The following is a 25,562-nucleotide window of genomic DNA, read 5'->3' as shown; positions in this document are numbered from 1 at the left end:
GCGTGCCCACCAAGGTGGGCACCTACCAGAGCACGCGGCGCGCGTTGGTGAAGGGGTCGGATCCCTTTCCGCAGGAAAGGGCTCTGACCCCGGGCGTGACCGTGGCTTGCCCACCAAGGTGGGCACCTACCAGAGCACCTACAGCAGGGTGCCGTGCAGGATCATCGCGGCGATGCTGAAGTAGATGACCAGGCCGGTTACATCCACCAGGGTGGCCACGAACGGGGCCGAGGCGCTGGCCGGGTCGAAACCCAGGCGCTTGAGGATGAAGGGCAGCATGGAACCGGACAGCGAACCGAAGGTGACGATGCCCACCAGCGCCGCACCGATGGTGATGGCCAGCAGCACCCAGTGCTCGCCGTAGTCGTGCAGGCCACCCAGCTGCCAGATGACGATGCGCACGATGGCCAGGCAGCCCAGGATCGCGCCCAGCACCATGCCGGTGGGCACTTCGCGCAGGGCCACCTTCCACCAGTCACTCAGACGCAGTTCGCGCAGGGCCAGGCTGCGGATCAGCAGCGAGGTGGCCTGGGAACCGGAATTGCCACCGGAACTCATGATGAGTGGAATGAACAGGGTCAGCACCACCGCGCGCGCCAGTTCATCCTCGTAATGCTGCATGGCGCTGGCGGTCAGCATTTCGCCCAGGAACAGCACGCTGAGCCAGCCGGCGCGCTTGCGCAGCATCTCGAAGAAGCCGATCTGCATGTACGGCTTGTCCAGCGCTTCCATGCCGCCGAACTTGTGCGCGTCCTCGGTCGACTCTTCAATCAGGGCGTCCAGCACGTCATCGACGGTGACGATGCCCAGCAGGTGCTGCTGCGCATCGACCACTGGAATGGCCAGCAGGTCGTGGCGGCGGATCAGCCGCGCTACTTCTTCCTGGTCCAGCAGGGCATCGACGGTGACCGGCGGGTTGACCTGGGCTACGTCCAGGATCGATTCCTCCGGCAGGCCGGTGATCAGCCGGCGCATGGTCACCACCTGCTGCAGCTGCTGGCTGGCCGGGTCCAGCACGTAGATGGCGTACACGGTTTCGCGGGTGCGCTCGACCTGGCGGATGTGCTGCAGGGTCTGGGCCACGGTCCAGCTGGCCGGCACCGCCACGAATTCGGTGGTCATCAGCGCGCCAGCCGTGTTCGGCGGGTAGCTGAGCAGGGTCTGGATGGCCTGGCGGGCTTCGCTGCCGAGCAGCGGAATCAGCCGGGCACGCTCGTCCTCGTCCAGCTCGTGCACGATGTCGGTGGCACGGTCGTCGGCCATCAGGCCCAGCAGCGCGGCGGCACGCGCCGGCGGCAGCGCCGCCACCAGTTCACCGCTGCGGTGCAGTTCCGGTGCTTCCAGCATCTTCACCGCGCGCGGCAGCGGCAGTGCCGCCAGCGTGTCAGCGGCGCGCTCAAGTTCCAGGGTGTTGAGGAATTCCACCGCGTCGGCGGTGTTGTAGTCGGCCAGGGGGGCGGCCAGTGCGGCGGCATCGGCCACCGGACGCAGCAATTGCTTCTGGTTCATGGATCTGCCTTTCGTGGGTGCGACCTCGCGCAACGCCAACGCAGGCAGACCGTCCCGATGTCAGGCGGTTGCCATGGCTGGCGTCGAACGAGGTCGACTTCTACTGTCGCTGGACATGGGTTGGGGACTCCGGATGGGTGTACTGCCGCAAGACACCGGCAGCGGCGGGCAGTCTGGACCTGCCCACTGCCGCGGTCAACCCCGGTTCCGGCGCTGGCCGGTTGCCGGTTGCGGTGCCGTTGTCGTTCGTGCACGGGCAGGCGCGCATAATGCGCGCAGGGCACTCCTCCGCCCTTCCCCCAACCGAACGGACGCGCCCCGGCCACTGCGATGACCAGGTATTCCCATGCATAGCGGTGGTCTGGAACTGGCACTGGTGCTGCTGCTGGCCGCGGTGATCGCCGTGCCGGTGTTCAAGAAGTTCGGCTTCGGCGCGGTGCTGGGCTACCTGGCTGCCGGCGTGGTGCTGGGCCCGGACGGGCTGGGCTTCGTGCAGGATGCCGACCGGATCCTGGGCGCGGCCGAGATCGGCGTGGTGATGCTGCTGTTCGTGATCGGGCTGGAACTGTCACCCTCGCGCCTGAAGGTGATGCGGCGCTCGGTGTTCGGTGCCGGTGCGGCCCAGGTGGCCGTGTCCGGCCTGCTGCTGGGCGGGCTGTTGCTGCTGGACCATTTCCAGTGGAAGAGCGCGCTGGTGGTGGGCATCGCGCTGGCCCTGTCGTCCACGGCGGTGGGCCTGCAGCTGCTGTCCGAACACAAGGCGCTGAACAGCGATCACGGGCGGCTGGGGTTTGCGATCCTGCTGTTCCAGGACCTGATCGCCATTCCGCTGCTGGCCGCCATTCCGCTGCTGGGCGGGGCGCGCAACCAGACCCTGCGCTGGGAAGATGTGGCAGTGGCGCTGGGTGCGCTGGCGGTGGTGATCCTGTGCGGGCGCCCGGTGCTGCGGCGGGTGTTTGGCGTCATCGCGCGCACGCGCAGCCCCGAAGTGTTCACCGCCACCGCCCTGCTGGTGGTGCTGGGCACCGCCTGGTTCATGCAGGAAGCCGGGCTGAGCCCCAGCCTGGGCGCGTTCCTGGCCGGCGTACTGCTGTCCGATTCGGAATTCCGCCATGAACTGGAAGCGCAGATCGAGCCGTTCAAGGGCCTGCTGCTGGGGTTGTTCTTCATTGCCGTGGGCATGGGCATCGACCTGGACCGCATTGCCGCCGAGCCCTGGCTGATCGCCACCGGCGTGGGCGTGCTGCTGCTGGTGAAGTTCAGCGTGCTGTATGCGATCGGCCGGGTTGCCCGACTGACAGCGCGGCAGTCGCTGCTGCTGGGCAGTGTGCTGTGGCTGGGCGGCGAGTTCGCCTTCGTGGTGTTCAACGAGGCGCAGCGCGCGCACCTGCTGGGCAATGCCAACCACGACCGGCTGGTGGCGGTGGTCGGCCTGTCGATGGCCATCACCCCGCTGTTGATGATCGCGCTGTTGAAGCTGTTGGGACGCGAGCGCGTGGCGCCGCGTGATGCCGCGCCGGCCGACAAGGTGGCGCCGGACAACCAGCCCAAGGTGCTGATTGCCGGCATGGGCCGCTTCGGCCAGGTGATCGCGCGCCTGCTGACCGCGCAGAAGGTGCCGTTCGTGGCGCTGGAGGCGAACCCGGACACCGTGGCCGACCTGCGCCGCTTCGGCAACCAGCTGTACTACGGCGACCCGACCCGGCCGGAAATGCTGCGCGCGGCCGGTGGCGAGCGCATCGATGTGTTCGTGATCACCGTGGACGACCCGGAAACCAACCTGCGCGCGGTGCGCATGGTGCGCCGCCTGTATCCGGAAGCGAAGGTGCTGGCGCGTGCGCGCAACCGCCAGCATGCGTGGCGCTTGATGGACATGTCGGCCGAGCCGTTCCGCGAAGTGTTCGGCACCAGCCTGGAGATGAGCGGCCGCGTGCTGACCGCGCTGGGTGTGGCGCCCGATGTGGCCGAGCGCCATGTGCAGCGCTTCCGCGAGCACGACGAACAGCTGCTGCGTGACCAGTACCTGGTGTACGACGACGAAGCTGCGGTGATCCAGACCTCGCGCGATGCCCGCAACGACCTGATGCACCTGTTCGAAGCCGACGCCGAGCGCGACAAGTAGATCCACGCCATGCGTGGATGAGCGTGCATGACGCCATGCTGGGGTCAGAGCCCTTTCCTGCGGAAAGGGATCCGACCCCGCGCTTCAGCCGTTGTCGCGCAGGAAGCGGGCCATGGAGGACACGCCGGGGACGCGCGGCTCGAATTCGCCGGCCACGTCGATGAAGCCGCGCATGACCGCGATCTCGCGCGGGCTGCGGTTCAAGCTGTCGCGTGCTTCCGGGTCGGCGCCGGCGCGCAGCAGGCGCTGCACCAGCAGCGGCAGGCCGTGCAGGGCGGCCAGATGCAGCGGGCCGAAGCCACGCGGATCGCGCACGTCCAGGCTCACCTCTTCATCCAGCAGGCGCTCCACCGCGGCCATCACCACCTGTTCGTCGCAGGCCGTACCCGGCTCGGCGCGCGCGCCCAGCAGCAGCAGCAACGGCGTGACCGAACCGGCAGCGGCCTGGTCCGGCTCGGCACCGGCCAGCAGCAGGGTGTCCAGCAGCGCCAGCAGGCGCGAACGGTCGCGCGCACTGAAACCGTACAGCGCTGCGCAGTGCAGCGGACCCAACTGCTGGGCGTCGCCGGCATGCACGTCGGCGCCGGCGGTCAGCAGGCGCGCCACGATGTCCGGCAGACCCAGCGCCGAGGCCAGCATCAGTACGGTTACGCCGCCGGGCAGGCGGTGTTCCAGCTGCGCACCGGCATCGAGCAGGGCCGACACGATATCCACCTGGCGCATGCTGACGGCCGCCGACAACGGCGTGGCACCACTGGCTGCGCCGTGCTGCGGATCGGCGCCACGGGCCAGCAGCAGATCGACCACCGCCAGGTGGCCGCCACCGGCCGCGCGCAGCAGGGCCGTGCAGCCCTGCGCATCCACCGCATCGATGGCAAAACCGAGATCGTTCAGGCGACGCACGGCATCGACGTCGCCGGCCATGGCGGCGGCCGGCAGATCGCTCTCGCGCAGCGTGCGGCGCGGCAGCGGCCACACCCGCCAGTCCAGCCAATCGGCCAGGTCGCGACGGCCGATCGACAGCGCCACGCCCAAGGGGGTCTGGCCGTCGGCGGCGCGCGCTTCGGGCGATGCACCGTGCTGCACCAGCAGCTTCAATGCGCCTTCGCGGGCCAGGGCGGTAGCCAGGTGCAGGGCGGTCATGCCGTGGCTGTCGCGCGCTTCGCGGTCCACGCCGGTGTTCAGCAGGGCCTGCTGCAGGCGCAGCCAGCCCAGGCGCACGGCCAACGACAACGGCGGATCACCTGCAGGCGAAGGCGCGAACGGATCGGCGCCGCGTTCCAGCAGTTCCAGCGACAGTTGTTCCAGGCCACGGGCGGCCTGGTCGTGCTGTGCGCAGGCGGCCAGGAAGCGCGCCAGGCCACCCCGGCCGGCCGGTGACAGGCCACGCTGCAGCATCACCTGCAGCGCCGGCACGGCATCGATGCCACGCGCCAGCAGGGCGAACATCGGGGTGTCGGCGCAGGCATCGCGCACGTACGGGTCGGCGCCATGGCCCAGCAGCCAGTCCACTGCGCGCGGTTCCAGGGCCAGTTCCGGGTCCAGCAGCAGGCTGCCCAGTTCTTCGGGCTGGCACAGCCTGGCCAGGGCGGCCATGCCATCGGTATTGCCGAAGCCCAGCGCTTCGCGCAGCAGGGTCAGCGGCGGGCGGTCCGGCAGCAGGCCGCTGGCGGTGGCGGCATCGCCACGTTCGGCCAGGCCATCGCTGACGGCCGCTGGCAGCGGATAGCTGGGATCGAGCAGGGCCACGATCGCCCAGCGCCCGGCTTCGGCGGCGTAATCGACGGCGCGCCGGCCCAAGGGATCGCTGGCATCGGCGGCGATGCCCAGGTCCACCAGGCGCTTGACCAGCAGCGGCGACACATCGTCGGCCATGGCGGCCAGCAGCACCGCGTTGCGGCCTTCGCCATCGACGGCGGTCAGGTCGGGCTTGTGCGGCAGCAGGTGTTCGATCACCGCTGCGCGGCCGGCACGGGCTGCTTCCAGCCACGGGGTGCGGCCCAGCGCGTCGCGGGCTTCCAGGTTGGCACCGGCGCCCAGCAGCACGCCGATGATGTCCACGTGGCCGGCCAGCGCGGCGTCGTGCAGCGCACTGCGGCGCTGGCGATCACGCGCATCGGCACGGGCCTTGTGCTTCAGCAGCAGCTGCACGCCGGCCGGGTCATCATCTTCGGTTGCCGCTGCGGCCAGCAGCACCGGGGTGCCCTCGGCCGGTTCGGTACGCGCGCCGCGCTCCAGCAGGAAGCGTGCAAGGCGCCAGTTGCCGACCTGGCAGGCCACCGCCAGCGGCGACCAGCCTTCATGGTTCAGCGCGTCCACTTCGGCAGCGGCATCGCGCAGCAGCGCGGCCACGCCGGGGTCGGAACTGCGTGCGGCATGGTGCAGCGGGGTGTTGCCATCGCTGTCGGTGGCGCGCGAATCGGCACCGTTGGCCAGCAGGGTCATCACCGCTTCGGGGCGGCCATGCCAACTGTCGCGGGTGGCGGCCAGCAACGGGGTCATGCCGCGGTGCGGAGCGTTCACGTCGACGCCGCGGCCGATCAGTTCACGCAGCAGGCGCAGGTCCGGCAGCACCGCCGCCAGCACGGCCAGGCTGCGCTGGTCGCGCCAGCTCGAATCGGGCAGCGCGTGCGCGTCGGCACCGGCCTGCAGCAACTGCAGCGCGCGGTCGACACGGCCGTGGCGGGCCGCTTCGAACAGCGACGGGGTGAGTTCCTGCGGCGCCATGGCTTCCAGCGGGGTGCTGTCGGCCACGGCAGTGAACAGGGGTGCCGCGTCGTCGCTGGCGGTGTCCAGCACACGGCTGCGCAGTGCCACCAGCGGTGCCGGCTGCACCTTCTGCAGCAGCAGGTGCAGCGGCGGCGACAGCAGCAGCACGGCCAGCGCGGCCGGCCAGCGTGCGCCTTCGGGCAGCAGCTCGGGCCAGGCCGGCAACACCACCAGCGCGGCCAGCGCCACCACGATCGCGGCCACGCCCAGGCCACGCCAGGCGCTCAGATCGCGCCCGGCCAGTGCCTGCCAATGCGGGCCCAGGCCACCATCCAGACGTTCGACATCGTTCCACAGCGGCCAGGTACGCCAGGCCGCCAGCAACGCGGCGCTGACCAGCACGCTCAGGCCAAGCACGGCGGCCAGGCTGCCGCTGTCGCGCAGCGCCGCCAGCGGCCAGGCCAACAGCAGAGCCAGCAGCAGCGGCGCGGCGAACCACAGCGCCAGCAGCGCCGGCACGTCCTGGCGCAGGGTCTGCTGCAGCGGCAGCAGCGCACGGCTGCGCCGCCACCACGACACACCCAGCGCGAACGCCGGCTGCGCCAAGGCGGCCAGCAGCGCGCCCGGCAGGCCACCCAGGGCCGAACCCAGCGCCAGCACGGCGCCCAGCCCGAAGGCTGCAGTCAGGGCGCGCGAACGGGACAGCTCAGTCATAGTGGCGCGGCATCAGGCTGGCCACCGACGGCGGCACCTGCAGGTAGAAACCACGTTCGGTCAGTTCGCTGCGGACCTTGGCCGGATCGGCCTGGGCCAGGCGGCGCGAGGCATCCAGCGCGATATCCAGCACGAAGGTGAGCGCGCCCAGCGACGCTGCCAGCGGCGCAGGCAGCGCACTGAAGTCATCACGACGGGCGAGATAGACGTAGGTGTCCGGCTTTTTTTGGCTTTTATAGACGTAGGCGTGCATGTCCGCGGGACGATAACCCGGGAAGAGCCATGATTGTGTCGGAAAGCCGGGGGCGGGGAAAGCCGTCACGCGACGATGGCGGCGCGATCGACGGCGTTTCCCCACCGGGGTTCAGCAATGTGGCGGCGGCGTTCAGCCAGCACCGGGCGCTGCGCGGGCCTTACTTGACCTTCGCGTAGGTGCCCTTCAGCGCCACGCCTGCCAGGATCGTGCCGGCATAGCATTCGTAGTTGGTGGCGCTCTTGAACTCGTTCTTCTTGTAGTAGCTGACGATGTCGACCACGGCGTTGGCGCCGCGCGACTTGGCGCCATCCTGCAGCGCGCGCAGCGCCGACAGGGCCACCCAGCGGCAGGCTTCTTCGTCGCTCTTGTTGGCGGCGTTGGTCTTCTTGTTGGTCACGTCCTCGCCCAGGCGCTGCTGCACGCTGACCGGCTGGCCGGCCAGGTAGAAGCGGACGCTGCCATCGATGCCGGCATCTTTGGCGGCCTGCGAATTGACCAGGTCACGCAGGGACTGCTCGACGCGGGTGTCGCGGGCCGAGGCGGTGGAGGACAGGGCCAGCAGCGCAGTGGCGGCGGCGATCAGCAGGGTGCGGCGCATCGGAACATCTCCTTGTTGGGGTGCGGGTACAGCGGGTCACTCGCTCCAGCGGCGGAACACCAGCGAGGTGTTGATGCCGCCGAAGGCGAAATTGTTGCTCATTACGTACTCGGCCTGCAGTTCACGGCCCTGGCCGGTGATGAAATCGAGCTGGCCACAGCGCGGATCGACCTCGCCCAGGTTCAGGGTGGGCGCGAACCAGCCGACGCGCATCATCTCGATGCTCATCCAGGCCTCGAACGCGCCGCAGGCGCCCAGCATGTGGCCGACGTAGCTTTTCAGCGAACTGATCGGCACGGCGTTGCCGAATACCTGCGCGGTGGCCTGGGTTTCGGCGATGTCACCGTGGTCGGTGGCGGTGCCATGGGCATTCACGTAATCGATCTGCGACGGCTCCAGGCCGGCGTCTTCCAGAGCCAGGCGCATGGCCTGGGCCATGGTGTCGGCGCTGGGCTGGGTGACGTGCTGGCCATCGCTGTTGGTGCCGTAACCCACGATCTCGGCCAGGATGGTGGCACCGCGCGCCTGCGCGTGCTCCAGGTCTTCCAGGATGAGCGTGCAGGCGCCCTCGCCCAGCACCAGGCCATCGCGGCCGGCATCGAACGGGCGCGGGGTGGTCTGCGGCGCATCGTTGCGGGTGCTGGTGGCGAACAGGGTGTCGAACACCGCCGCGGCGGTGGCGTCCAGCTGTTCGGCACCGCCGGCCACCATCACCGTCTGCTTGCCACTGCGGATCGCCTCGTAGCCGGCGCCCACGCCCTGGCTGCCCGACGTGCAGGCGCTGGAGGTGGTGTAGACGCGGCCGGACAGGCCGAAGAACACGCCGATGTTCACCGGCGCGGTGTGGCTCATCATCTTCAGGTAGGTGGTGGCACTGATGCCATCGGTGGTGAATTCATGCAGCATGCGGCCGAATTCACCGGTGGCTTCATGGCTGCCCGACGACGACCCGTATGCCACGCCGGCACGGCCGCTGCGCAGCACCGGGTGCTCGTACAGACCCGCTTCGCGCAGCGCCACTTCGGTGGCGCGCACCGACATGATGGCGACCTTGCCCATCGAACGGGTGGTCTTGCGGTTGTAGTTCGGCGGCAGGTCGTAATCCTGCGCGGGCGCGGCCAGCTTGGTGTTCAGGCCGGCATAGACATCCCATTCGGGCATGCTGCGCACCGCATTGCGGCAGCTGCGCAGATGCGCCTGGATGGTCGGCCAGTCGTGGCCAAGCGGGCTGATGGCGGCGGCACCGGTCACCACGACGCGACGATCGGCGGCCATCAGATCATGCCCCCGTTCACCGAAATGACCTGGCGGGTGATGTACCCGGCCGGCTCGGACAGCAGGAAGGCCACGGTGGCGGCCACTTCGTCCGGGCGGCCGACGCGGCCGGCGGGAATCAGCTTCAATGCGTGTTCGACCACTTCTTCATTCAGCATGTCGGTCTCGATCAGGCCCGGGGCCACGCAGTTCACGGTGATCTGGCGGCTGGCCAGTTCCAGCGCCAGTGCCTTGGTGGCGCCGATGATGCCGGCCTTGGCCGCGCTGTAGTTGACCTGGCCGCGGTTGCCGGCCACGCCGGATACCGACGACAGGGTGACGATGCGGCCCGGCTTGCGACGGCGCACCATCGGCATGATCAGCGGGTGCAGCACGTTGTAGAAGCCGTCCAGGTTGGTGTGGATGACCTGGTCCCAATCGTCTTCGGACAGCGCCGGGAAGGCGCCGTCACGGGCGATGCCGGCATTGCAGACCACCCCGTAGTAGGCGCCGTGCGCTTCCACGTCGGCTTCCAGCGCCGCACGCGCGGCAGCCCGGTCGGCCACATCGAAGGCCAGCACGCGGGCCTGTTGGCCAAGCGCCTGGATTTCCGCAGCCACGGCCTGCGCTTCTTCAACGCGGCTGCGGCAATGCACCACCACGTCGAAGCCATCGCGCGCGATACGCAGCGCGATGGCCCGGCCGATACCCCGGCTGGCGCCGGTCACCAGCACACTCCGATTCCCTGTCATGCCTGTCCACTCTCCAGATAGGCCATCGAGTCGGCCGGTTCGAACACCGACACGTTGGCAACTGCCCATTCTTCGTCGCCCGCCAGGATGCAGCAGGCGAACATTCCCAGCCCATTGTCGCCCAACAGCTCGCAGCGCGCCTGTACGCGCAGACAGGTGCCGCTGGGGAAGCTGCTGCGGTGGCTGCTGTAGCGGCGGCTGCCGAGCAGGAAGCCCAGCTGCGGCGGGCGCCCGGCGGTGCGTGCGCGGCACCCCGCCCACGCGGCAATGGCCTGGGCCATGTATTCGATGCCCACCCAGGCCGGAATGCCGCCGTCTTCGACGAACAAGCCCGTCTCGGGCACGACCAGCTCGGCCTCGATGCCGTCATCGTCCCAGTGCACGATGCGCTCCAGCAGGCACATGTCCTGGCGGTGCGGCACCACCTCTTCAATGGCGTACAACGGCCGGCTCACAGGCGCTCCAGCGCCAGCACGGCGTTGCTGCCACCGAAGGCGAATGAGTTGCTGAGGGCGCGCCGCGGCGCCTGCGCCGTGCGCGTACCGGGTGCCACCAGCGGCAGCGCCGGCAGCGCCGGGTCGGCCACGCCGTCCCACCAGTGCGGCGGCAGCTGCTGCTGCGGGTTGTCGGCCAGCACGATCCAGCACAGCGCGGCTTCGATCGCGCCGGACGCGCCCAGCGTGTGCCCGGTCAGCGGCTTGGTGGAACTGGCCGGCACGGTGGTGCCCAGCACCTGCGCAACCGCCTGGCTTTCCATGGCGTCGTTGTGGCCGGTGGCGGTGCCGTGCAGGTTCACGTAGTCCACCTCCTGCGCGGCCCAGCCGGCACGCTGCAAGGCCTGCTGCAGCGCGTCGATGGCACCCAGGCCCTGCGGATCGGGTGCGGACATGTGGTGCGCATCGGCCGATTCACCCCAGCCGGCCAACCGCACGCCGCCCGGCTCGCGGGTCAGCAGGAACAGTGCGGCGCCTTCGCCGATGTTGATGCCACTGCGGTGCTGCGAGAACGGATTGCAGCGCTGCGGCGATACCGATTCCAGTGCGCTGAAACCCGCGACGGTGAAACGGCACAGCGAATCGGCGCCACCGGCGATGACGGCGTCGACAACACCGGTGCGCAGCATGCGTGCGGCCGACATCAGTGCCTTGGCGCTGGACGAACAGGCGGTGGACAGCGTCCATGCCGGGCCCTGCGCGCCACTGCGCTGGCGCACGAACTGGGCGGCGGTGCCCATTTCCTGCTGTGCGTAATCGAAACCTTCGGGCCAGTGGCCCTGCTCGGCGCGGGTGCGCAGCGCCTGTTCGGATTCACCGATGCCCGAGGTGCTGGTGCCCAGCACCACCGCCACGCGCGATGCGCCATAGCGGGCAATGGCCGCGGCAACCGACGGCGCGATCTGTGCCAGCGCCACGTCCAGCAGCGTATTGTTGCGGCCGCGCAGGGCGACCGGCAGATCGTCCAGCGCCGGCAGCGGCGTGCGCACTTCACCCAGCGCCAGGGTCTGCCCCGGCAGCAGCGTGTGGTTGTCGCTGAGCCCACCGGGGGCGTCGGCGAACAGCGCGGCGGCCACCTCGGCGCGGCCCGCGCCCAGCGCGCAGACCACGCCCAGGTCGTTCAGGAAAATCGGTGCGGTCATTCGTGCTGCCCGGCCATGTCGATCGATTCAATGCGCAGGGCGTAGCCCTCGGCGCGGTTGTCCAGTTCCACGCTGCCATCAGCGCGGCGCTGCAGCTGCAGCCACACCGTGCCGTCGCGTAAGAGCGTGCGCTGCTGGCCGTCGTCGGCCACCTGCCAACCCGGCGGCAATGCCGCGGCAATCGCGGCGGTCGGCCACAGCGCGAACTGCAGATCGTCCAGCACGCGCTCGGCACGCACCTGCGGCGGCAGCCACGGCGCGCGCTGCTGGGTCAGGTTCTGGCCATCCCATTGCAGGCGCACGCCGGTCTGGCCCATGGCCTGCACCGCCAACTGCACCTGATGGGCATCGGCTTCCAGCAGCGCGTCCAGGTCGCGCTCGTGGCTGCCGAAACGGAAATGCAACTGCTGCTGCAGCGCCAGCGGGGCCGGCAGACTGGCCGGCGGCAGGCGCAGCGGCGGCAGTTCGACCAGGGGCCGCGGCATGCGGCTGGCACAGGCGGCCAGCAGCACGCACAGCAGCACGGCCGTGAAACGGACGATCAGGCGCTGCACAGTTCCTCCAGCACACGCATGCGGCGGCCGCTGTCATCGGCCACGTACGGGTTCTTGGTATCCCACGCATAGCCGGCCAGGATGGAGCTGATCATGTCGCGCACGGCAGGCTGCTGCTCGGGGTGGTAGATGATTTTCTGGAAACCGCCCTGGTACCAGGCTTCGACGAAGCGGCGGAAGGTCTTCACGCCCGCGCGCAGCGGAATGGAGAACTCCGCTTCCCAATCGACGGTTTCACCGGCGTAGCGGCGCTTCAGGCATTCGCTGGCCAGCTGCGCCGACTTGAAGGCGATGGTGACGCCGGAGGAGAACACCGGATCGAGGAACTCGCCGGCATTGCCCAGCAACGCGTAACCCGGGCCCCACAGCGAACTGACATTGGCCGAATAGCCGGTGATGCGGCGCACCGGCAGCACCGCCCATTCGGCGTTGGCCAGCAGGCGGGTCAGGTTCGGGTCTTCGCCCACGATGGCCTGCAGCTTCTGCAGATCGTCGCCTTCATAGCGTTCGAAGAACGACGGTTCGGCCACCACACCCAGCGAGCAGCAGCCGTTGGAGAACGGAATGGTCCAGTACCAGACGTCGATGTGCTCGGGGTGGGTGGTGATCAGGATCTTGTTGCGGTCGAAATCGGCCTCGGCCGGAATGTTGTCGCGCACGTGGCAGAAGATCGCCCCGCGCACCGGGAAGTTCGACGGCGATTCCAGGTCCAGCAGGCGCGGCAGCAGGCGTGCGAAGCCGGAGGCATCGAGGATGAAGTCTGCCTGGATGCGGTACTCGCTGCCGTCGGGACGGCGCACGCTGACCACCGGCTGTTCGCCCGGCTCGACCGCCAGCACTTCATCGCCGAAGCGCAGCGTGGTGCCCATGCGCTCGGCGCCGCGCGCCAGCACGTTGTCGAAGTCGGCGCGCTGCACCTGGTAGGTGGTGCCCCAGCCCGGCGAGAATTTCTGGCGGAAATCGAAGGCGGTACGCGCTTCGCCGTGCACGAAGGCCGCACCGTTCTTGTACTGGAAGCCCGCTTCCACCACGTCCTGCAGCAGGCCAGCCGCTTCGATGTATTCCATGCTCTGCGGCAGCAGGCTTTCGCCGATGGAGAAGCGCGGGAACTGCTGACGCTCCAGCATCAGCACCTGGCGCCCCTGCTGGCGCAGCATCGCGGCGGCCACCGAACCGGCAGGACCGGCACCGATGATCAGGATTTCAGTACGTTCGACAGCATCCACAGCAGTGTTCATCGGTGCGTCCTTGTTGCTCGATCAGGTGGGAAGAAGGGAATACGGCGGTGCCGGCGTCATGCCGGCGGCAGGTCGTGCGGCGGTGGCCGGAACAGCGGCGAAATCAGCCAGACCAGGCCGATGCCGAACAGCAGGGTGAGCCCGAACGCGCGCAGCGCCGGGGTCTGCGACAGGCCGAGCAGGCCGAACGACAGCCAGGTGCTGGCCGCGCCCACGCACACCGCCAGCCAGGCACTGGCATCGCCGCGGTGCTCGATCAGGAAGATGCCGTAGTCGATGCCCATGCCCAGCAGCAGCATCAGCGCCAGCACGTTGAACAGCTGCAGCGGCTGCCCGAACAGGCCCAGCAGGCCCAGGGTGAGCGCACCGGCTATCAGGGTGGGTGCGAATACCCGCCACGCCTGGCGGCGGTAGCGCAGCCACAGCGCACCGAACACCAGCGCGATGCCGACCAGCAGCAGGCCGCCCATCAGCTTGCGGTAGTGGCCCAGCAGCTTGGAGAAATCGGCGGTGCGATCGACCCAGCGCACGCCGGGCAGGCCTTCGGCCGCGCCCTGCAGGGTGGCCAGCGCATCGGCACGCGACAGGTCGTCCACCATCACCACGCTGACCTTCTGCCCGCCCACGCTGCCCACCCACAGGTGGCGGAACGGCTTGGATGCTGGCGATGCCAGGAATGCCTGCGCGGTCAGCGGACCGGCAGCGAAATCCGGGCGCGGCAGCGGTTCGCCCACCGCTTCGCCCACCGCCGACAACACGCCCGGTTCGACCTTCGCCGTCAGCGCGGCATCGGCCTGCTGGCGCGCCGGCGACGGCAGCCAATCGCTGATCGCACGGTAGCCACCGATGCGCTTGTCGTGGGCCAGCACGCGCAGGCGCTCGGTCAGCGCTTCTTCGCGCTGCAGCAGCTGTGCGTCATCTTCGCCCTGCACCAGGTAGAACTGCGCCGGGCTGGGCATGCCCAGCAACTGGCTCAGGCGGATCTGTTCGGCCATCAGCGCCGGCGGCGACGACTGCAGGCTGCGCAGATCGTCGTTGCTCTGCAGACGCGCGATGCCGATGGCCGACAGCGCCAGTGCGGCCACGATGAACAGCGTGACCGGGCGCGTGCCATGCAGGCGCGGGAAGCGCTCCAGGGTGTTGCCCAGCCACTGCGAGAAACGCGTCTGGCGGATGTCACCGCCGTCCAGCCACGGGAACCAGAAGATCACCGTCAGGAACGCGGCGGCCAGTCCCACCACCGAGAACAGCGCCATCTGCCGCAGGCCGGGGAACGGGGCCAGGCCCAGTGCCAGGTAGGCCAGCGCGCTGGTCAGCAGGGCCAGCCACAGGCCGGGCAGCAGGTGCCGCAACAGCTTCCAGCGGCGGTCCGCCGGTTCGGCCTGGCGCGAGGCGAACCAGTGGATGCCGTAGTCCTCGGCCACGCCCACCAGCGATGCACCGAACACCAGGGTCAGCACGTGTACCTTGCCGAACACCAGCACGGTGACCGCCAGCGCCACGCCACAGCCGATCAGCAACGAGGCGGCCACCAGCAGGATCGGGCGCAGCGAACGGAACGCCAGCCAGACCAGCAGCAGCACGGCGGCCAGCGACCCCCAGCCGATGGTGTTGATTTCCTGGTTGGCCTGCACGGCCGCGGCTTCGGCATGCAACGGCACGCCGGCATGCAGGATCTCCAGATCCGGTGCAGCCGCCTTGGCGGCTTGGCCGGCACGTTCCAGCAGGCCATCGATATGACGTTCGCCATCGAGCTGGAACGCCGAGCCCGGCGTATCGAACTGCAGCGCTGCCCAATGCTTGCCTTCGGCTTCCAGCAGGCCGTCATCGCCCAGGCGCAGGCCCGAGCCCTGTGCCTGCTGCTGCCACCACTGCGGCCACAGCGACAACGGGTCCTGCCGCCACTCGGTCAGCCGCGGTGCGCCCATCGGCCCATACAGCGCGCCCAAGGCCTGTTCGGCCAGCGCGCCCGGTTCGGCCTGCTGCAACTGTTCGCGCTGGCTTGGGGTCAGCAGTCGGTCGCGGTACGGCGCGTAGAACGCGCGCGCTTCATCGAACCAACCTTCGATCGAGCCACTGGGGACCAGCAGCTCGCTGTCGGCATCGCCGGCCATCGCCTTGGCGAAGGCGGCCTGCGCGCGCTTGGCGGCGGCGCCATCGGTACTGCCCAGCAGCACCACCACCTGGCGCGAGCTGCCATCGGCAATGCGCCGGGTGACATCACTCAACAGGCGATCGTGTGCATCCTGCGGCAACAGCGCCAGGATGTCGGTGTCGATCCGCGACTGTTCGCTCCACAGCCGCCACTGCTGCACGCCCAGCACCAGCAGCACCAGCAGCCAGGCAATGCCCAGCCAGTGCCACCAGCGGCGCAGGCGGTCCGCTCCGTTCGCGCTTCCCAGATCAGTCAAAGCGGCGCGCCTCGTCGGCATTCAGCGTGGCCGGTGCTTCGCTCAACGCGCTGAACTGGATCTGCGTGCGGTCCTTGTTGGCCTCCACGATCTGCACCTGGCGCACGTAGCGGTCGCCCTGCAGGGTCAGCGATTCGAAGGCCTTGGCCAGCATCGCCGACTTCGGGGTCAGCTTCAGCGTCCAGCCCTGCCCTTCGCGGCTGGCCTGCACGTTGAACTGGCTGGACAGCGCCTGCACGTCACCGCTCATCAGCGCGAACATGATCGCGTTCACCGAGCGCATGGCCGGCTGCTGCCGCGCATCCAGTTCGACCCGGGTGCTGCCGTCGCGCTGGCGGCTGAGGATGCGGTCGGCGGTGACCACCACTTCCGAGGGGAAGGGCTTGAGCGTGGTCCAGATGACGCCGTGCTGGCGCGCGACCACGAACTGGCCCTGCGAACGCAGCGGGTTCTTGAAGCCGCTGACCTGCTTTTCCTGGGTGAACTGGCCACGCAGTACGTCCGGCCGCGCCACCGCCTGGGTGATCGCATCCACCGCCGGGTCGGCGGCCTGGGCCAGCGGCGCAGCGGCCAGCAGCAGCGCGCACAGCAGCGCGCGCGGAACGGTGAACAGGGTCTTCATGGTGCAGGCACTCCCAGGCGCTGCCACAGCACCGGCGGGCACTGGTACAGCATTTCCTTGCTGGCCGCGTCCACCGCGACCTGGATGGTCATTGCACGGGTCAAGCGCTGGCCGCTGCCCGCATCGAAGATTTCGTACTCGATCTTCAGCCGGTTCTCCCATTCCACGATGCGCGCCACGATGCGCAACGGCTGGTTGAACAACAGCGGGCGCACGTACTTCACCCGCGCATCGACCACCGGCCACAGGTAGCCCGATTCGAGCATCTGCGGGTAGTCGTAGTCGTAGCGGCCGAGCAGCGCGCAGCGCGCGATCTCGAAATATTTGAAGTAGTTGCCGTGCCAGACCACGTTCATCGGATCGCAGTCATGGAAGGCAGGGGTCAGGGTGATTTCCCCGACCAGTTCCGTGTGTTCATTCACCGGCATACAGTTCCCAGCGTTGCGCGCGGATCTCCACCAGCAGTTCCCGCAGTTCGCGATCCAGCGCGCGGTCTTCTTCGACCAGGGCGATGCGCTGCCCCAGGTCGGCATACATGTCGGCCAGACTGCCATGCAGCTGCGCGTTCAGGCCAACCCGTTCGCGCAGGGCCAGGCCCTGGCGGGCGGCGATCAGCATGGCCGCCACCACCTGCTCGGTCAGTTCGATCACGCGCAGGCAGTCGCGCGCGGCGATGGTGCCCATGCTGACCTTGTCCTGGTTGTGGCATTCGGTGGAACGCGAGAACACGCTGGCCGGCATGGTCTGCTTCAGGGCTTCGGCGGTCCACGCCGACACGCTGATCTGCAGCGCCTTCAGGCCATGGTTGATGGCCGCGCGCGGGCCGGTGGCCGCCGACAGGTTGGCCGGCAGGCCGTGGTTGTAGCGGGCGTCGACCACCAGCGCCAGCTGCCGGTCCAGCAGGTCGGCCACGTTGGCCACGGTGTTCTTCAGCGTATCCATCGCCAGCGCGATGTGGCCGCCGTAGAAATGACCGCCATGCAGGATGCGCTCGCCGTCGGCATCGATCAGCGGGTTGTCGTTGGCGCTGTTCAGTTCGGTTTCGATCAGCTGGCGCAGGAACGGCAGGCTGTCTTCCAGCACACCGATCACGTGCGGCGCGCAGCGCAGCGAATAGCGGTCCTGCAGGCGCTGTTCGTTGCGCGGCGGGCGCTCGCTGTGCAGGTCGCTGCGCAGGCGCGCGGCAATGCGGCCCTGGCCGGGGTGCGGCTTGGCGGCGAACAGGGTTTCATCGAAGTGGTGCGCGTTGCCGTCGCTGGACAACACGTTGAAGGCGGTCAGTCGCGTGGCCATGCGGGCCAGGTAGTCGGCGCGCTGCCAGGCCAGGCAGGCCAGGCCGGTCATCACCGCGGTGCCGTTCATGATCGCCAGGCCTTCCTTCGGGCGCAGCTTCAGCGGGGTCATGCCGATCTTCGCCAGCACCGGACCGGCCGCCTGTACCTGGCCTTCGAACAGCACCTCGCGCTCGCCACACAGCACGGCGGCCACGTACGAAAGCGGGGTCAGGTCACCACTGGCGCCGACCGAGCCTTCGGCCGGGATCAGCGGCAGTACGTCGTGCTGCAGCAGGGTGGCCAGGCCTTCCAGCAGCGGCACGCTGACGCCGGACATGCCGCGCACCAGCGAGGCCAAGCGCGCAGCCAGCACGGCACGCGTTTCCGCCGGGTCCAGGTAACGGCCCAGGCCACAGCCGTGGTAGGTGTACAGGTGGTGCGGCAGCTCGGCCACCAGCGCCGGCGGAATGTTCACCGTGCACGAATCACCGTAGCCGGTGGTCACGCCGTAGATCACCCCGTCCTCGCGCAGCAGGCGGTCGAGGAAATCGGCGCCGCGCTGGATATGTGCGCGGAACGCGGGCGCTTCGCTCAGCGCGGCCTCGCACTGGCGCTGGGCCAGCGCCACCACGTCTTCAATGGTCAGCGGTGCATCACCGAAACGGCATACGGGTACGGCGTCAGTCGTCATGGGGGGCCTGATCCCAGAAGGGGAAGAAATTGAACCAGTCCAACGGGGACTGGATGACCTGGAGTTCCAGCCAGCGCGCGAAGCGCTGCGCCTGTTCGGCCAGGGCGGCATCACGCGAACCGCGCGGCAGCACCACGCGTTCGGCGAACTGTTCAAACGCCACGCGATAGCCATCGCCATCGTGCAGGCAGGACATGGTGTAGACCGGGCAGGCCAGCGCAGAGGCCAGCACATAGGCACCGATCGGGAACGGCGCGCGGTGGCCCAGGAAATCGGCCATCACGCTGCGCCCGCCCTGCACCGGCACACGATCACCGACGATGGCCACGAAGCCACCGGAAGCGACCTTGTCGGCCAGCAGCATCGCCGTGGCTGGGCCCATTTCGGTCACCTGCACCAGTTCCACCGCGGCCAGCGGGTCCAGCCGCTGCAGCAGGCGGTTGAAGCGCTGCGCATGGGCGGTGTGGACCAGCACGGTAATGCGGAAGCCGGGCACCTGTTCGGCCAGCACCTGGCACAGTTCCAGGCAGCCGATATGCGCGGTCAGGATCAGGCCGCCTTCGCGGCGCGCGATCTTGCCCAGCACCAGGTCGCGCTGCAGGTGGATGCGTTCGGGCGGGTAGCGCCCGCCCAGGCCCAGCAGCTTGTCCAGCAGGGTATCGGCGAAGCTGAAGAAGTGGCGCAGGCTGTCGCGCCAGGTGGGCGCATGGCCCAGCGCGCCGCTGTGCGCCTGCAGCCGCTGCAGGTACTGCATCGACGCCTGGCGGCCGACACGGTTGCCCAGCCAGTGGCAGGCCACCACCGGCCACACGCACAGGTGGAACGGCCAGCGCCCGAACCAGCGGTGCACCCAGCACAGGAACAGCACACCGGCCACCGAGGTGGATTCGCCGATGTCGGCCCAATGCGGTGCGTCCTGCGTGCGCGCCATGTCAGCCCTGGCCCCGCAGGCGGCGCCACAGCAGGCGCGGCGCGCGCGGCAGCATGCCGAAGAACAGGCGCGTGTGCATGCGGCTGATGCGCACGTTGTCGCGCCACACATCGAAGTGCGACACGCCATCGGCCGGATAGGTCACGCGCGTGGCCAGGTGCTCTACCGGCACCTGCCGCCAGTACAGGCGGACCATGATTTCCGTATCGAAATCCATGCGCCGGCCGATGGTTTCCTGGCCGACCAGGGCCAGCACCGGTGGCAGCGGATAGACCCGGAAGCCACACATGGTGTCGCGCAGGTGCAGCGACAGCGTGTTGATCCAGACCCAGATATGGGTGGCGTAGCGACCGTACAGGCGCGCCTTGGGCACGCTGGCATCGTAGGCGGGAATGCCGCAGATCACCGCCTGCGGGCGGGCCCGGGCAGCGGCGATGAAGCGCGGCAGATCGCCGGTGTCATGCTGGCCGTCGGCATCGATCTGCAGCACATGGCTGTAGCCGCGCCGGGCCGCTTCGGCAAAACCGGCCAGCATGGCGCCGCCCTTGCCCTGGTTCTGGTCCAGCCGCAGCAGATCGACGCCAGGCTGCGTGGACAACGCGCGCAGCACGGCCGCGCACGCAGGCGATGATCCATCGTCCACCAGCAGGCACGGCAGGCCCGCGGCCTGCACGCCCTGCACCACGGCGCCGATGGCGTGTTCGTGGTCGTACACGGGAATGACCACCAGCGGCGCGAAGGCGCCCCCGGTCGGCGCCGGCTCAGTGCGCATCGGTCAGGATCACCTTGCCGCTGGCATGCACGCCGTGCAGGGAGGTGTAGCGGAAAGTCAGCACGCCGCGCGGCGCATCCCAGTCCAGCTGCAGGGTCAGCTCATCGCCGGGCCGCGCCACCTTCTGGAACTTCACCACATCCATGCGCACGAAGCCGCCTGGCAGATCGAAGGCCTGGCGGCCGAAGCGCACCGCCCAATCCAGCTGGGCCACGCCGGGCAGGATCGCCGCCTGCGGGAAGTGGCCCTGGAACGCGCGCAGCGCCGGGGCCAGGGTCATGCGCAGGGTCGCGCTGGCGTCGCCGCGCTGGTCCCACTGCGGCACCGGCAGCAACGGCTGGAACAATGCCGCCAGCGCGGCCTGGGTCACCTTGCCCTGGGCATTGATCGGCAGTGCCTGCACCAGCCGCCAGCGGCGCGGGCGGGTCACCGCATCATGGCCCTGCGCCAGGCGGGCGCCCAGCCGCTGGCCCAGCGCGCGACGTGCGGCATCACCGGCCTCGGCCAGCGCCGGATCGGCGGGCACCACCACGGCGGCCAGTTGTTCACGGTGCCCTTGCAGCACCAGCACGCGCGCGTCCTCCACTTCGGGGTCTTCGCGCAGGGCGCGTTCCAGCGCGTCCAGGGAAACCCGGCGCTCTTCGATCTTGACGATGCGGTCGGCGCGCCCCAGCAGACGGAAGCGGCCATCGGCCAGGGCTTCCACCCGATCCTGGGTCCGCCACCAGTCGGCGCTTTCCAGGTGCGCCGAGGCCACGGCCAGGCAACCCTCTTCAATGCGCCACTGCACGCCCGGCAGCGGCTGCCACGGCGGCATGTCGGTATCCCAGCGGCGCCAGGCGATGCCGCCGGTCTCGCTGCTGCCATACACCTCGGTGGGTGCCACGCCCAGCCAGCCGCGCACCTGTCGTGCGGCGTCTTCGGGCAGCGGGCCGCCGGAAGAAAACACTGCGCGCAGGCGCCCATGCAGGCTGGCCCAGTCCAGTTGTTCGGGCAGGCGCTTGAGGTGCGCCGGGGTCGCCACCAGCACGCTGTCGGCCGCGGCCAGGGTCGCCACCAGATCTTCATGGAAGAACCGCCGCGGCTGCACCGGCCGCCCCGCCGCCAGCGGCCATAGCACGCGGAACAGCAGGCCGTAGATATGCTGGTGGGACACGGTGCCGTGCACCTGTGCGCCCTCCACCTGCGCACCGAAGGCCGCCTGCAGCGCATCGACCTCGCGCGCCAGCTGGTCCATGCGCTTGCTGATCGCACTGGGCTGGCCGGTGCTGCCGGAGGTGAACACGCACAGCTCGCAGGCGCGCTCATCCAGCGCGTGCAGCGCGCCATCGGTGGGAGCAGCGGGAACCAGCGGCCGGTAATTGGCCGAGACGTCGCCGGCAAAGCCTGCGACCTGCGGCTGCAGCGCCTGCAGGGTGGCCGGCAGGTTGTCGGCGGCCAGGAACACGCGCTTGCCGGCATGCCATGCGCCGAACAGGGCCGCGGCGAAGGCGATGGCATCGTCGAAATACAGCGCCCAGTCGCGGCCATCGGCTGCGGCGAAGGCATCACGCCAGGCCACCACGCGCTGGCGCAGCGCGCTGTGGTCCAGCGCCACTTCGCCACACAGACCGACCGGGCGACCCGGCTGCGCGGTGACCATCAGGCGGTCCAGGGCGATCCAGTCAGCCATGCGCATGTGCCGCCTTCACCCGCCGCCGCACCAGCCATTCACCTGCAAACAACACGCCCATCATCACGTACGCCAACAGTCCGTTGTAGAGCATCCAGACCCGATCCGACGCGTACAGCGCGGTGAGCAGGGCCAGGCCTCCGTTGAAAACAAAAAAGCCGCACCACACCTGGGTGACGCGACGGGTATAGACCACCGCGAACGGTGGCAGGTCCGGTTCCTGCAGGCGCGCCAGGCGCTCCACCAGCGGCGGGCCGAAGCGCAGGCTGGTGGCGAACACGCACAGCATCACCACGTTCACCAGCGCCGGGTACAGCTTCAGCGGCAGCGCCTGGTTGAGGAGGGTGGCCAGCGCGGCCAGCAGGCCGGCACCGGCGGCGGCGGCCCACCACAGCGGTTGCCGGGTGGTCAGCGCGCGCAGCAGGGCCAGGCCGAACAGCAGCAGCGACAGCCAGCGTGGCTCGAAGCGGCCCATCGCGGCGTACACCAGCACGGGGTAGGCCAGCGAAAGCGCTGCCACCACGACCACGCGTGCCCGAGCCATGGCCGTGCCGTCTGCGCTGCGGTCAGGCGGCAGCCTGACCAGGCAGCAGGCCATGCACGACATCAACGATGTCCTGCACGGTGCGCACGGCCTTGAAGGCTTCCGGCTGAAGATTGCGACCCAGCAGCGGCTTCAGCTGCACGATCAGGTCGACCGCATCGATGCTGTCGATGTCCAGGTCGTCATACAGGCGCGCCTCCGGGGTGATCCGGGCCGGCTCGATCTCGAAGCTGTCGGTCAAGATGCGGACGATGCGCTCGAAAAGTTCATTCTTGGTCATGGCTGTTCCTGCGCCTTACGACTGGCGGGCGGCGACGAACTCGCCGAGCGCGCGCACGCTGGAGAAATGGCGACGGGTTTCTTCAGAGTCGGCCGAGAGGCTGACACCGTACTTCTTCTGCAGCGCCAGGCCCAGTTCCAGCGCATCGATCGAATCGAGGCCCAGGCCTTCAACGAACAGCGGCGCGGTCGGATCGATGTCCTCCGGCGTGATGTCCTCCAGTGACAGCGAGGAAATGATCAATTCCTTGATCTCGTGCTCAAGTGCTTGCACGGGTCGGATCTCCAGACAGGTCGAAATAACGAGTGAGGTGGTCGGTGACGCGACGGGCCGCCAAGGCATCCCCCCTCGGCGAGTCATCTTCGGCCAGGAACGGCGCGATCGCGATATCTTCGCCGATCTGCAGCTGAACGTGAAAACGACGTGAGGGCACACGATACCACTTCTGGCCCTTGGTCAGCGTGGGTGGGGTGCAGGTAATGCGCACCGGGGTGATGTCCAGCCGGCCGCGCACGGCGATGTTGGCCGCGCCGCGCTGCAGGCGCAGCGGCTGGCCCTGCACGGTGCGGGTGCCTTCGGGGAAGATGACCAGGGTGCCGCCGGCATGCACGGCTGCCACGCAGTCATCCACCAGCCCGGCGCCATCGTCGTTGGCGATGTAGCCGGCGGCGCGTACCGGGCCGCGCATGAACGGGTTGCAGGCCACGGCCCGCTTCACCACGCAGTCGGCATTGGGCAGCAGCGCGATCAGGCAGACCACGTCGATCAGCGTGGGGTGGTTGGCCAGCACCAGCAGGCCGTCGCGCTGCAGGCGCTCGCGCCCTTCCACCTGCAGGGTCATCACCCCCAGCCGGCACATCAGCCAGACATGGCTGGCAAACGCGCCCTGCACCACCCGCCGCGCACGCCGCCGCCGCGCCACCGGGTCGCGCATCAGCAGCAGCAGGGGCATCACTAACACGCCCAGCAGCAGCCCGCCCACGCCGAAGGCAGCAAAGCTCAGGCCGGTGCCGAACACCCGCCAGGCGTGATCGAGGCGGCGCAGCGCCTCAGACACGGCGGCTCCAGCACCAGCGCTGGCCCTGGCTGACGTGCTCCAGGCCGGCGTCCTGGCCGAGCAGGAAGCGGTGCAGGTCCAGCGCATGCGGCAGCAGGCCCGGGGCGGTCTGCGGCTCATCTTCGGCCGCCTGCCAGGCCAGGCGCAGGCCGGTATCGGCCGCGTCGACCGGTGCCAGACGCCAGCACCAGGCGAAGAACGGGTCGGGTTCGTCGGCGAATTCCGCGTAAACGTCGGGCAACGGCGATTCGTAGACCACGATGCGCACTTCCGGCGCACCATCAGCCAGCAGCCCCACCGCTTCCAGGCAGGCCGCTTCCACGGTGGCCTGGCCGGCGGCCAGCGCCAGGTAGTTGCCGCGGTGGCCGCGGGCGATGGAATACAGCGCGGCGATGGCGTTGTGCACCGACAACCCGAAGCCGGTGGGCGACAGCGGCTCGTTGGCCGCCAGCGAGCCCAGCAGTTCCATGGAACGGGCCACATCGCCATGGCGGCTGGCGAACACCAGCGGCACCTGGCTGTCGGCGCCCTGCCCGTCTTCGCACCAGCAGGCGGTCTGGATGGCCATGCGGCCCAGGCGCTCGATGCGGCGCCGCTGCATGGCGGGAATTTCGGCCAGCGCAGGCGTGCCCTCGCCCTGCGGCAGGAACGGCGTGCGGGCCCAGTCCATCCATTGGCTGCGTTCGGTCAGCCCGGGTGCCCAGGCAGCCCAGTCGACTACGGAAAATTCAATCATTACCGGTGATGTGTGGATGGGCAAACAATAGGCACGAGCCATTTACGGCGACGCGCGGCGGCCCCCCATTCCTGCAGCCGTGCGTCCGTCCAGGACGTCGCCGGCAGCCCCCCTGGCGGCCGGAAAGGAGCGCACGCTAGCACGTCCGGCGCAGGGAATACATGTTTCACAAACCCCAACGGGCAGCGGTCACCGTCCGCTGCCGTGGGTCACGCCTCAGTGGTAACCGGCGCCGGCGTGCACCTTGCCGCGGAACACCCGGTACGACCATGCGGTATAGCCCAGGATGACCGGCAGCAGCATGACCAGCCCGACCAGGCTGAAGCCCAGCGACGAGGCCGGGGCCGCGGCCTGCCACAGGGTCATCGACGGCGGCAGCAGGTAGGGCCACATGCCCAGCACCAGACCGGCGAAGCCGAGCACGAACAGGCCCAGGCTGAGCAGGAACGGCGGCAGGTCGCGGCGCGGGTGGGTGGCACTGCGCCACAGCGCGGCCGCCACCGCCAGGGTCAGCAGCGGTACCGGCGACAGCCACCAGAAGTTGCCGTCGCTGAACCAGCGGTCCATCAGCCGCGAGTGCAGGAACGGCAGCCAGCTGCTGACCAGGCCCATCGCCACGATCACCGCCGCCACCAGCGGCCGGGTCAGCTGCCGCGCCAATGCCTGCACGCGCCCTTCGGTCTTCAGGATCAGCCAGGTGCTGCCCAGCAGCGCGTAGCCGGCCACCAGCGCGGCACCGGTCAGCATCGCGAACGGGCTGAACCAGACGAACGCCCCACCGCTGAAGCGACCATCCAGCAGCGGAATGCCCTGCACCAGGGTGCCCAGGATCACGCCTTGGGCGAAGGTCGCCAGCAGCGAGCCCAGGCCGAAGGCCACGCTCCACAGCCGCCGCGAACGGTGCGCCTTGAAGCGGAATTCGAAGGCCACGCCACGGAACACCAGCGCCACCACCAGCAGCAGCACCGGCAGATACAGCGCCGACAGCAGCACCGCATAGGCCTTGGGGAACGCGGCCAGCAGGCCGGCACCGCCCAGCACCAGCCAGGTCTCGTTGCCGTCCCAGATGGGCGCAGCGGTGTTCATCATCAGGTCCAGTTGCTCTTCATCCTCGGCGAACGGGGCCAGGATGCCGATGCCGAGCACGAAGCCATCCAGCACCACATACATCAGCACGCCGAAGCCGATCACCGCGAACCATGCCACCGGCAGCCAGGTCATCAGGTCCAT

General features: G+C 69.3%; 24 protein-coding genes. 1 reads left to right on the top strand and 23 read right to left on the bottom strand.

The window, feature by feature from the left end; genetic code table 11:
* Nucleotides 1-138 precede the first annotated feature (138 nt).
* Nucleotides 139-1,509, bottom strand: coding sequence for a magnesium transporter (gene mgtE / locus G4G00_RS16005; RefSeq protein WP_108754562.1), 1,371 nt, complete (start codon nt 1,507-1,509; stop codon nt 139-141).
* A 346-nt stretch (nt 1,510-1,855) separates the two neighbouring features.
* Between mgtE and G4G00_RS16000 the strand changes: the two genes are divergently transcribed.
* The gene (locus G4G00_RS16000; protein WP_164274968.1) at nt 1,856-3,631 is read left to right on the top strand and encodes a monovalent cation:proton antiporter-2 (CPA2) family protein; all 1,776 of its coding nucleotides are present in this window, start codon (nt 1,856-1,858) and stop codon (nt 3,629-3,631) included.
* Between the two features lie 84 nt (nt 3,632-3,715).
* Here G4G00_RS16000 and G4G00_RS15995 read toward each other — a convergent pair whose 3' ends face one another.
* The 22 genes from G4G00_RS15995 to cydB all read right to left on the bottom strand — a co-directional run bounded on the left by G4G00_RS15995 (nt 3,716) and on the right by cydB (nt 25,562).
* On the bottom strand, nt 3,716-7,054 hold the full coding sequence (locus tag G4G00_RS15995; RefSeq protein ID WP_164274965.1) for an ankyrin repeat domain-containing protein: 3,339 nt from the start codon (nt 7,052-7,054) through the stop codon (nt 3,716-3,718).
* Complete coding sequence (locus tag G4G00_RS15990) at nt 7,047-7,307, bottom strand: YcgL domain-containing protein (RefSeq protein ID WP_108754565.1); 261 nt, start codon at nt 7,305-7,307, stop codon at nt 7,047-7,049. Before G4G00_RS15990 ends, G4G00_RS15995 begins: the two co-directional genes overlap by 8 nt.
* 160 nt (nt 7,308-7,467) lie before the next feature.
* Entirely contained in the window at nt 7,468-7,908 is a 441-nt protein-coding gene (locus tag G4G00_RS15985; RefSeq protein WP_108754566.1) for an excinuclease ATPase subunit, read from the bottom strand.
* 36 nt (nt 7,909-7,944) lie between these two features.
* Nucleotides 7,945-9,183 carry a beta-ketoacyl-ACP synthase gene (locus tag G4G00_RS15980; RefSeq protein WP_164274962.1) on the bottom strand — a complete coding sequence of 413 codons (1,239 nt, stop codon included), beginning with the start codon at nt 9,181-9,183 and terminating at the stop codon, nt 7,945-7,947.
* Nucleotides 9,183-9,914, bottom strand: coding sequence for a 3-ketoacyl-ACP reductase FabG2 (locus tag G4G00_RS15975; protein WP_108754568.1), 732 nt, complete (start codon nt 9,912-9,914; stop codon nt 9,183-9,185). Before G4G00_RS15975 ends, G4G00_RS15980 begins: the two co-directional genes overlap by 1 nt.
* Nucleotides 9,911-10,318: a hypothetical protein gene (locus G4G00_RS15970; RefSeq protein ID WP_108754897.1), complete on the bottom strand. Its 408-nt coding sequence runs from the start codon at nt 10,316-10,318 to the stop codon at nt 9,911-9,913. Before G4G00_RS15970 ends, G4G00_RS15975 begins: the two co-directional genes overlap by 4 nt.
* A 47-nt stretch (nt 10,319-10,365) precedes the next feature.
* On the bottom strand, nt 10,366-11,550 hold the full coding sequence (locus tag G4G00_RS15965) for a beta-ketoacyl-[acyl-carrier-protein] synthase family protein (protein ID WP_108754569.1): 1,185 nt from the start codon (nt 11,548-11,550) through the stop codon (nt 10,366-10,368).
* Nucleotides 11,547-12,104: a DUF3261 domain-containing protein gene (locus G4G00_RS15960; protein ID WP_164274960.1), complete on the bottom strand. Its 558-nt coding sequence runs from the start codon at nt 12,102-12,104 to the stop codon at nt 11,547-11,549. The genes G4G00_RS15965 and G4G00_RS15960 overlap by 4 nt, the downstream gene beginning before the upstream one ends.
* Nucleotides 12,092-13,342, bottom strand: coding sequence for an NAD(P)/FAD-dependent oxidoreductase (locus G4G00_RS15955; protein ID WP_108754571.1), 1,251 nt, complete (start codon nt 13,340-13,342; stop codon nt 12,092-12,094). The genes G4G00_RS15960 and G4G00_RS15955 overlap by 13 nt, the downstream gene beginning before the upstream one ends.
* 56 nt (nt 13,343-13,398) lie before the next feature.
* Nucleotides 13,399-15,753, bottom strand: coding sequence for an MMPL family transporter (locus G4G00_RS15950; protein ID WP_205515565.1), 2,355 nt, complete (start codon nt 15,751-15,753; stop codon nt 13,399-13,401).
* Nucleotides 15,746-16,375 (bottom strand): outer membrane lipoprotein carrier protein LolA, encoded by a 630-nt coding sequence (locus G4G00_RS15945; protein ID WP_108751319.1) that lies wholly within the window; start codon nt 16,373-16,375, stop codon nt 15,746-15,748. Before G4G00_RS15945 ends, G4G00_RS15950 begins: the two co-directional genes overlap by 8 nt.
* Nucleotides 16,372-16,803, bottom strand: coding sequence for an acyl-CoA thioesterase (locus G4G00_RS15940; RefSeq protein WP_108751320.1), 432 nt, complete (start codon nt 16,801-16,803; stop codon nt 16,372-16,374). The genes G4G00_RS15945 and G4G00_RS15940 overlap by 4 nt, the downstream gene beginning before the upstream one ends.
* Nucleotides 16,790-18,340, bottom strand: coding sequence for an aromatic amino acid ammonia-lyase (locus tag G4G00_RS15935; RefSeq protein WP_108763216.1), 1,551 nt, complete (start codon nt 18,338-18,340; stop codon nt 16,790-16,792). Before G4G00_RS15935 ends, G4G00_RS15940 begins: the two co-directional genes overlap by 14 nt.
* On the bottom strand, nt 18,330-19,271 hold the full coding sequence (locus G4G00_RS15930; RefSeq protein ID WP_108754575.1) for an acyltransferase: 942 nt from the start codon (nt 19,269-19,271) through the stop codon (nt 18,330-18,332). Before G4G00_RS15930 ends, G4G00_RS15935 begins: the two co-directional genes overlap by 11 nt.
* A 1-nt stretch (nt 19,272) precedes the next feature.
* On the bottom strand, nt 19,273-20,043 hold the full coding sequence (locus tag G4G00_RS15925) for a glycosyltransferase family 2 protein (RefSeq protein WP_108754576.1): 771 nt from the start codon (nt 20,041-20,043) through the stop codon (nt 19,273-19,275).
* A complete protein-coding gene (locus tag G4G00_RS15920; protein WP_164274954.1) occupies nt 20,033-21,715 on the bottom strand; it encodes an AMP-binding protein in 1,683 nt (560 codons plus the stop codon). Before G4G00_RS15920 ends, G4G00_RS15925 begins: the two co-directional genes overlap by 11 nt.
* Nucleotides 21,708-22,259 (bottom strand): hypothetical protein, encoded by a 552-nt coding sequence (locus tag G4G00_RS15915; protein WP_108754899.1) that lies wholly within the window; start codon nt 22,257-22,259, stop codon nt 21,708-21,710. Before G4G00_RS15915 ends, G4G00_RS15920 begins: the two co-directional genes overlap by 8 nt.
* 22 nt (nt 22,260-22,281) lie before the next feature.
* Nucleotides 22,282-22,539, bottom strand: a complete 258-nt coding sequence (locus G4G00_RS15910; protein WP_108751324.1) for an acyl carrier protein — start codon at nt 22,537-22,539, stop codon at nt 22,282-22,284.
* A 15-nt stretch (nt 22,540-22,554) separates the two neighbouring features.
* Nucleotides 22,555-22,812, bottom strand: coding sequence for a phosphopantetheine-binding protein (locus tag G4G00_RS15905; RefSeq protein WP_005411610.1), 258 nt, complete (start codon nt 22,810-22,812; stop codon nt 22,555-22,557).
* Entirely contained in the window at nt 22,799-23,596 is a 798-nt protein-coding gene (locus G4G00_RS15900; protein WP_108754577.1) for a lysophospholipid acyltransferase family protein, read from the bottom strand. The genes G4G00_RS15905 and G4G00_RS15900 overlap by 14 nt, the downstream gene beginning before the upstream one ends.
* The gene (locus G4G00_RS15895; protein ID WP_108754578.1) at nt 23,589-24,332 is read right to left on the bottom strand and encodes a beta-ketoacyl synthase chain length factor; all 744 of its coding nucleotides are present in this window, start codon (nt 24,330-24,332) and stop codon (nt 23,589-23,591) included. Before G4G00_RS15895 ends, G4G00_RS15900 begins: the two co-directional genes overlap by 8 nt.
* 216 nt (nt 24,333-24,548) lie before the next feature.
* Nucleotides 24,549-25,562: a cytochrome d ubiquinol oxidase subunit II gene (cydB, locus tag G4G00_RS15890; protein WP_164274951.1), complete on the bottom strand. Its 1,014-nt coding sequence runs from the start codon at nt 25,560-25,562 to the stop codon at nt 24,549-24,551.

The organism is Stenotrophomonas sp. B1-1, from assembly GCF_010894375.1.
Taxonomy (GTDB): domain Bacteria; phylum Pseudomonadota; class Gammaproteobacteria; order Xanthomonadales; family Xanthomonadaceae; genus Stenotrophomonas.
This window is presented reverse-complemented; position numbering and strand designations above follow the sequence as displayed.

Coding starts and splice junctions, on each gene's coding strand:
- mgtE (WP_108754562.1), bottom strand. CDS start 1,509: ATGAACCAGAAGCAATTGCTGCGTCCGGTGGCCGATGCCGCCGCACTG.
- G4G00_RS16000 (WP_164274968.1), top strand. CDS start 1,856: ATGCATAGCGGTGGTCTGGAACTGGCACTGGTGCTGCTGCTGGCCGCG.
- G4G00_RS15995 (WP_164274965.1), bottom strand. CDS start 7,054: ATGACTGAGCTGTCCCGTTCGCGCGCCCTGACTGCAGCCTTCGGGCTG.
- G4G00_RS15990 (WP_108754565.1), bottom strand. CDS start 7,307: ATGCACGCCTACGTCTATAAAAGCCAAAAAAAGCCGGACACCTACGTC.
- G4G00_RS15985 (WP_108754566.1), bottom strand. CDS start 7,908: ATGCGCCGCACCCTGCTGATCGCCGCCGCCACTGCGCTGCTGGCCCTG.
- G4G00_RS15980 (WP_164274962.1), bottom strand. CDS start 9,183: ATGGCCGCCGATCGTCGCGTCGTGGTGACCGGTGCCGCCGCCATCAGC.
- G4G00_RS15975 (WP_108754568.1), bottom strand. CDS start 9,914: ATGACAGGGAATCGGAGTGTGCTGGTGACCGGCGCCAGCCGGGGTATC.
- G4G00_RS15970 (WP_108754897.1), bottom strand. CDS start 10,318: ATGTGCCTGCTGGAGCGCATCGTGCACTGGGACGATGACGGCATCGAG.
- G4G00_RS15965 (WP_108754569.1), bottom strand. CDS start 11,550: ATGACCGCACCGATTTTCCTGAACGACCTGGGCGTGGTCTGCGCGCTG.
- G4G00_RS15955 (WP_108754571.1), bottom strand. CDS start 13,342: ATGAACACTGCTGTGGATGCTGTCGAACGTACTGAAATCCTGATCATC.
- G4G00_RS15945 (WP_108751319.1), bottom strand. CDS start 16,375: ATGAAGACCCTGTTCACCGTTCCGCGCGCGCTGCTGTGCGCGCTGCTG.
- G4G00_RS15940 (WP_108751320.1), bottom strand. CDS start 16,803: ATGCCGGTGAATGAACACACGGAACTGGTCGGGGAAATCACCCTGACC.
- G4G00_RS15935 (WP_108763216.1), bottom strand. CDS start 18,340: ATGACGACTGACGCCGTACCCGTATGCCGTTTCGGTGATGCACCGCTG.
- G4G00_RS15930 (WP_108754575.1), bottom strand. CDS start 19,271: ATGGCGCGCACGCAGGACGCACCGCATTGGGCCGACATCGGCGAATCC.
- G4G00_RS15925 (WP_108754576.1), bottom strand. CDS start 20,043: ATGCGCACTGAGCCGGCGCCGACCGGGGGCGCCTTCGCGCCGCTGGTG.
- G4G00_RS15920 (WP_164274954.1), bottom strand. CDS start 21,715: ATGGCTGACTGGATCGCCCTGGACCGCCTGATGGTCACCGCGCAGCCG.
- G4G00_RS15915 (WP_108754899.1), bottom strand. CDS start 22,259: ATGGCTCGGGCACGCGTGGTCGTGGTGGCAGCGCTTTCGCTGGCCTAC.
- G4G00_RS15910 (WP_108751324.1), bottom strand. CDS start 22,539: ATGACCAAGAATGAACTTTTCGAGCGCATCGTCCGCATCTTGACCGAC.
- G4G00_RS15895 (WP_108754578.1), bottom strand. CDS start 24,332: ATGATTGAATTTTCCGTAGTCGACTGGGCTGCCTGGGCACCCGGGCTG.
- cydB (WP_164274951.1), bottom strand. CDS start 25,562: ATGGACCTGATGACCTGGCTGCCGGTGGCATGGTTCGCGGTGATCGGC.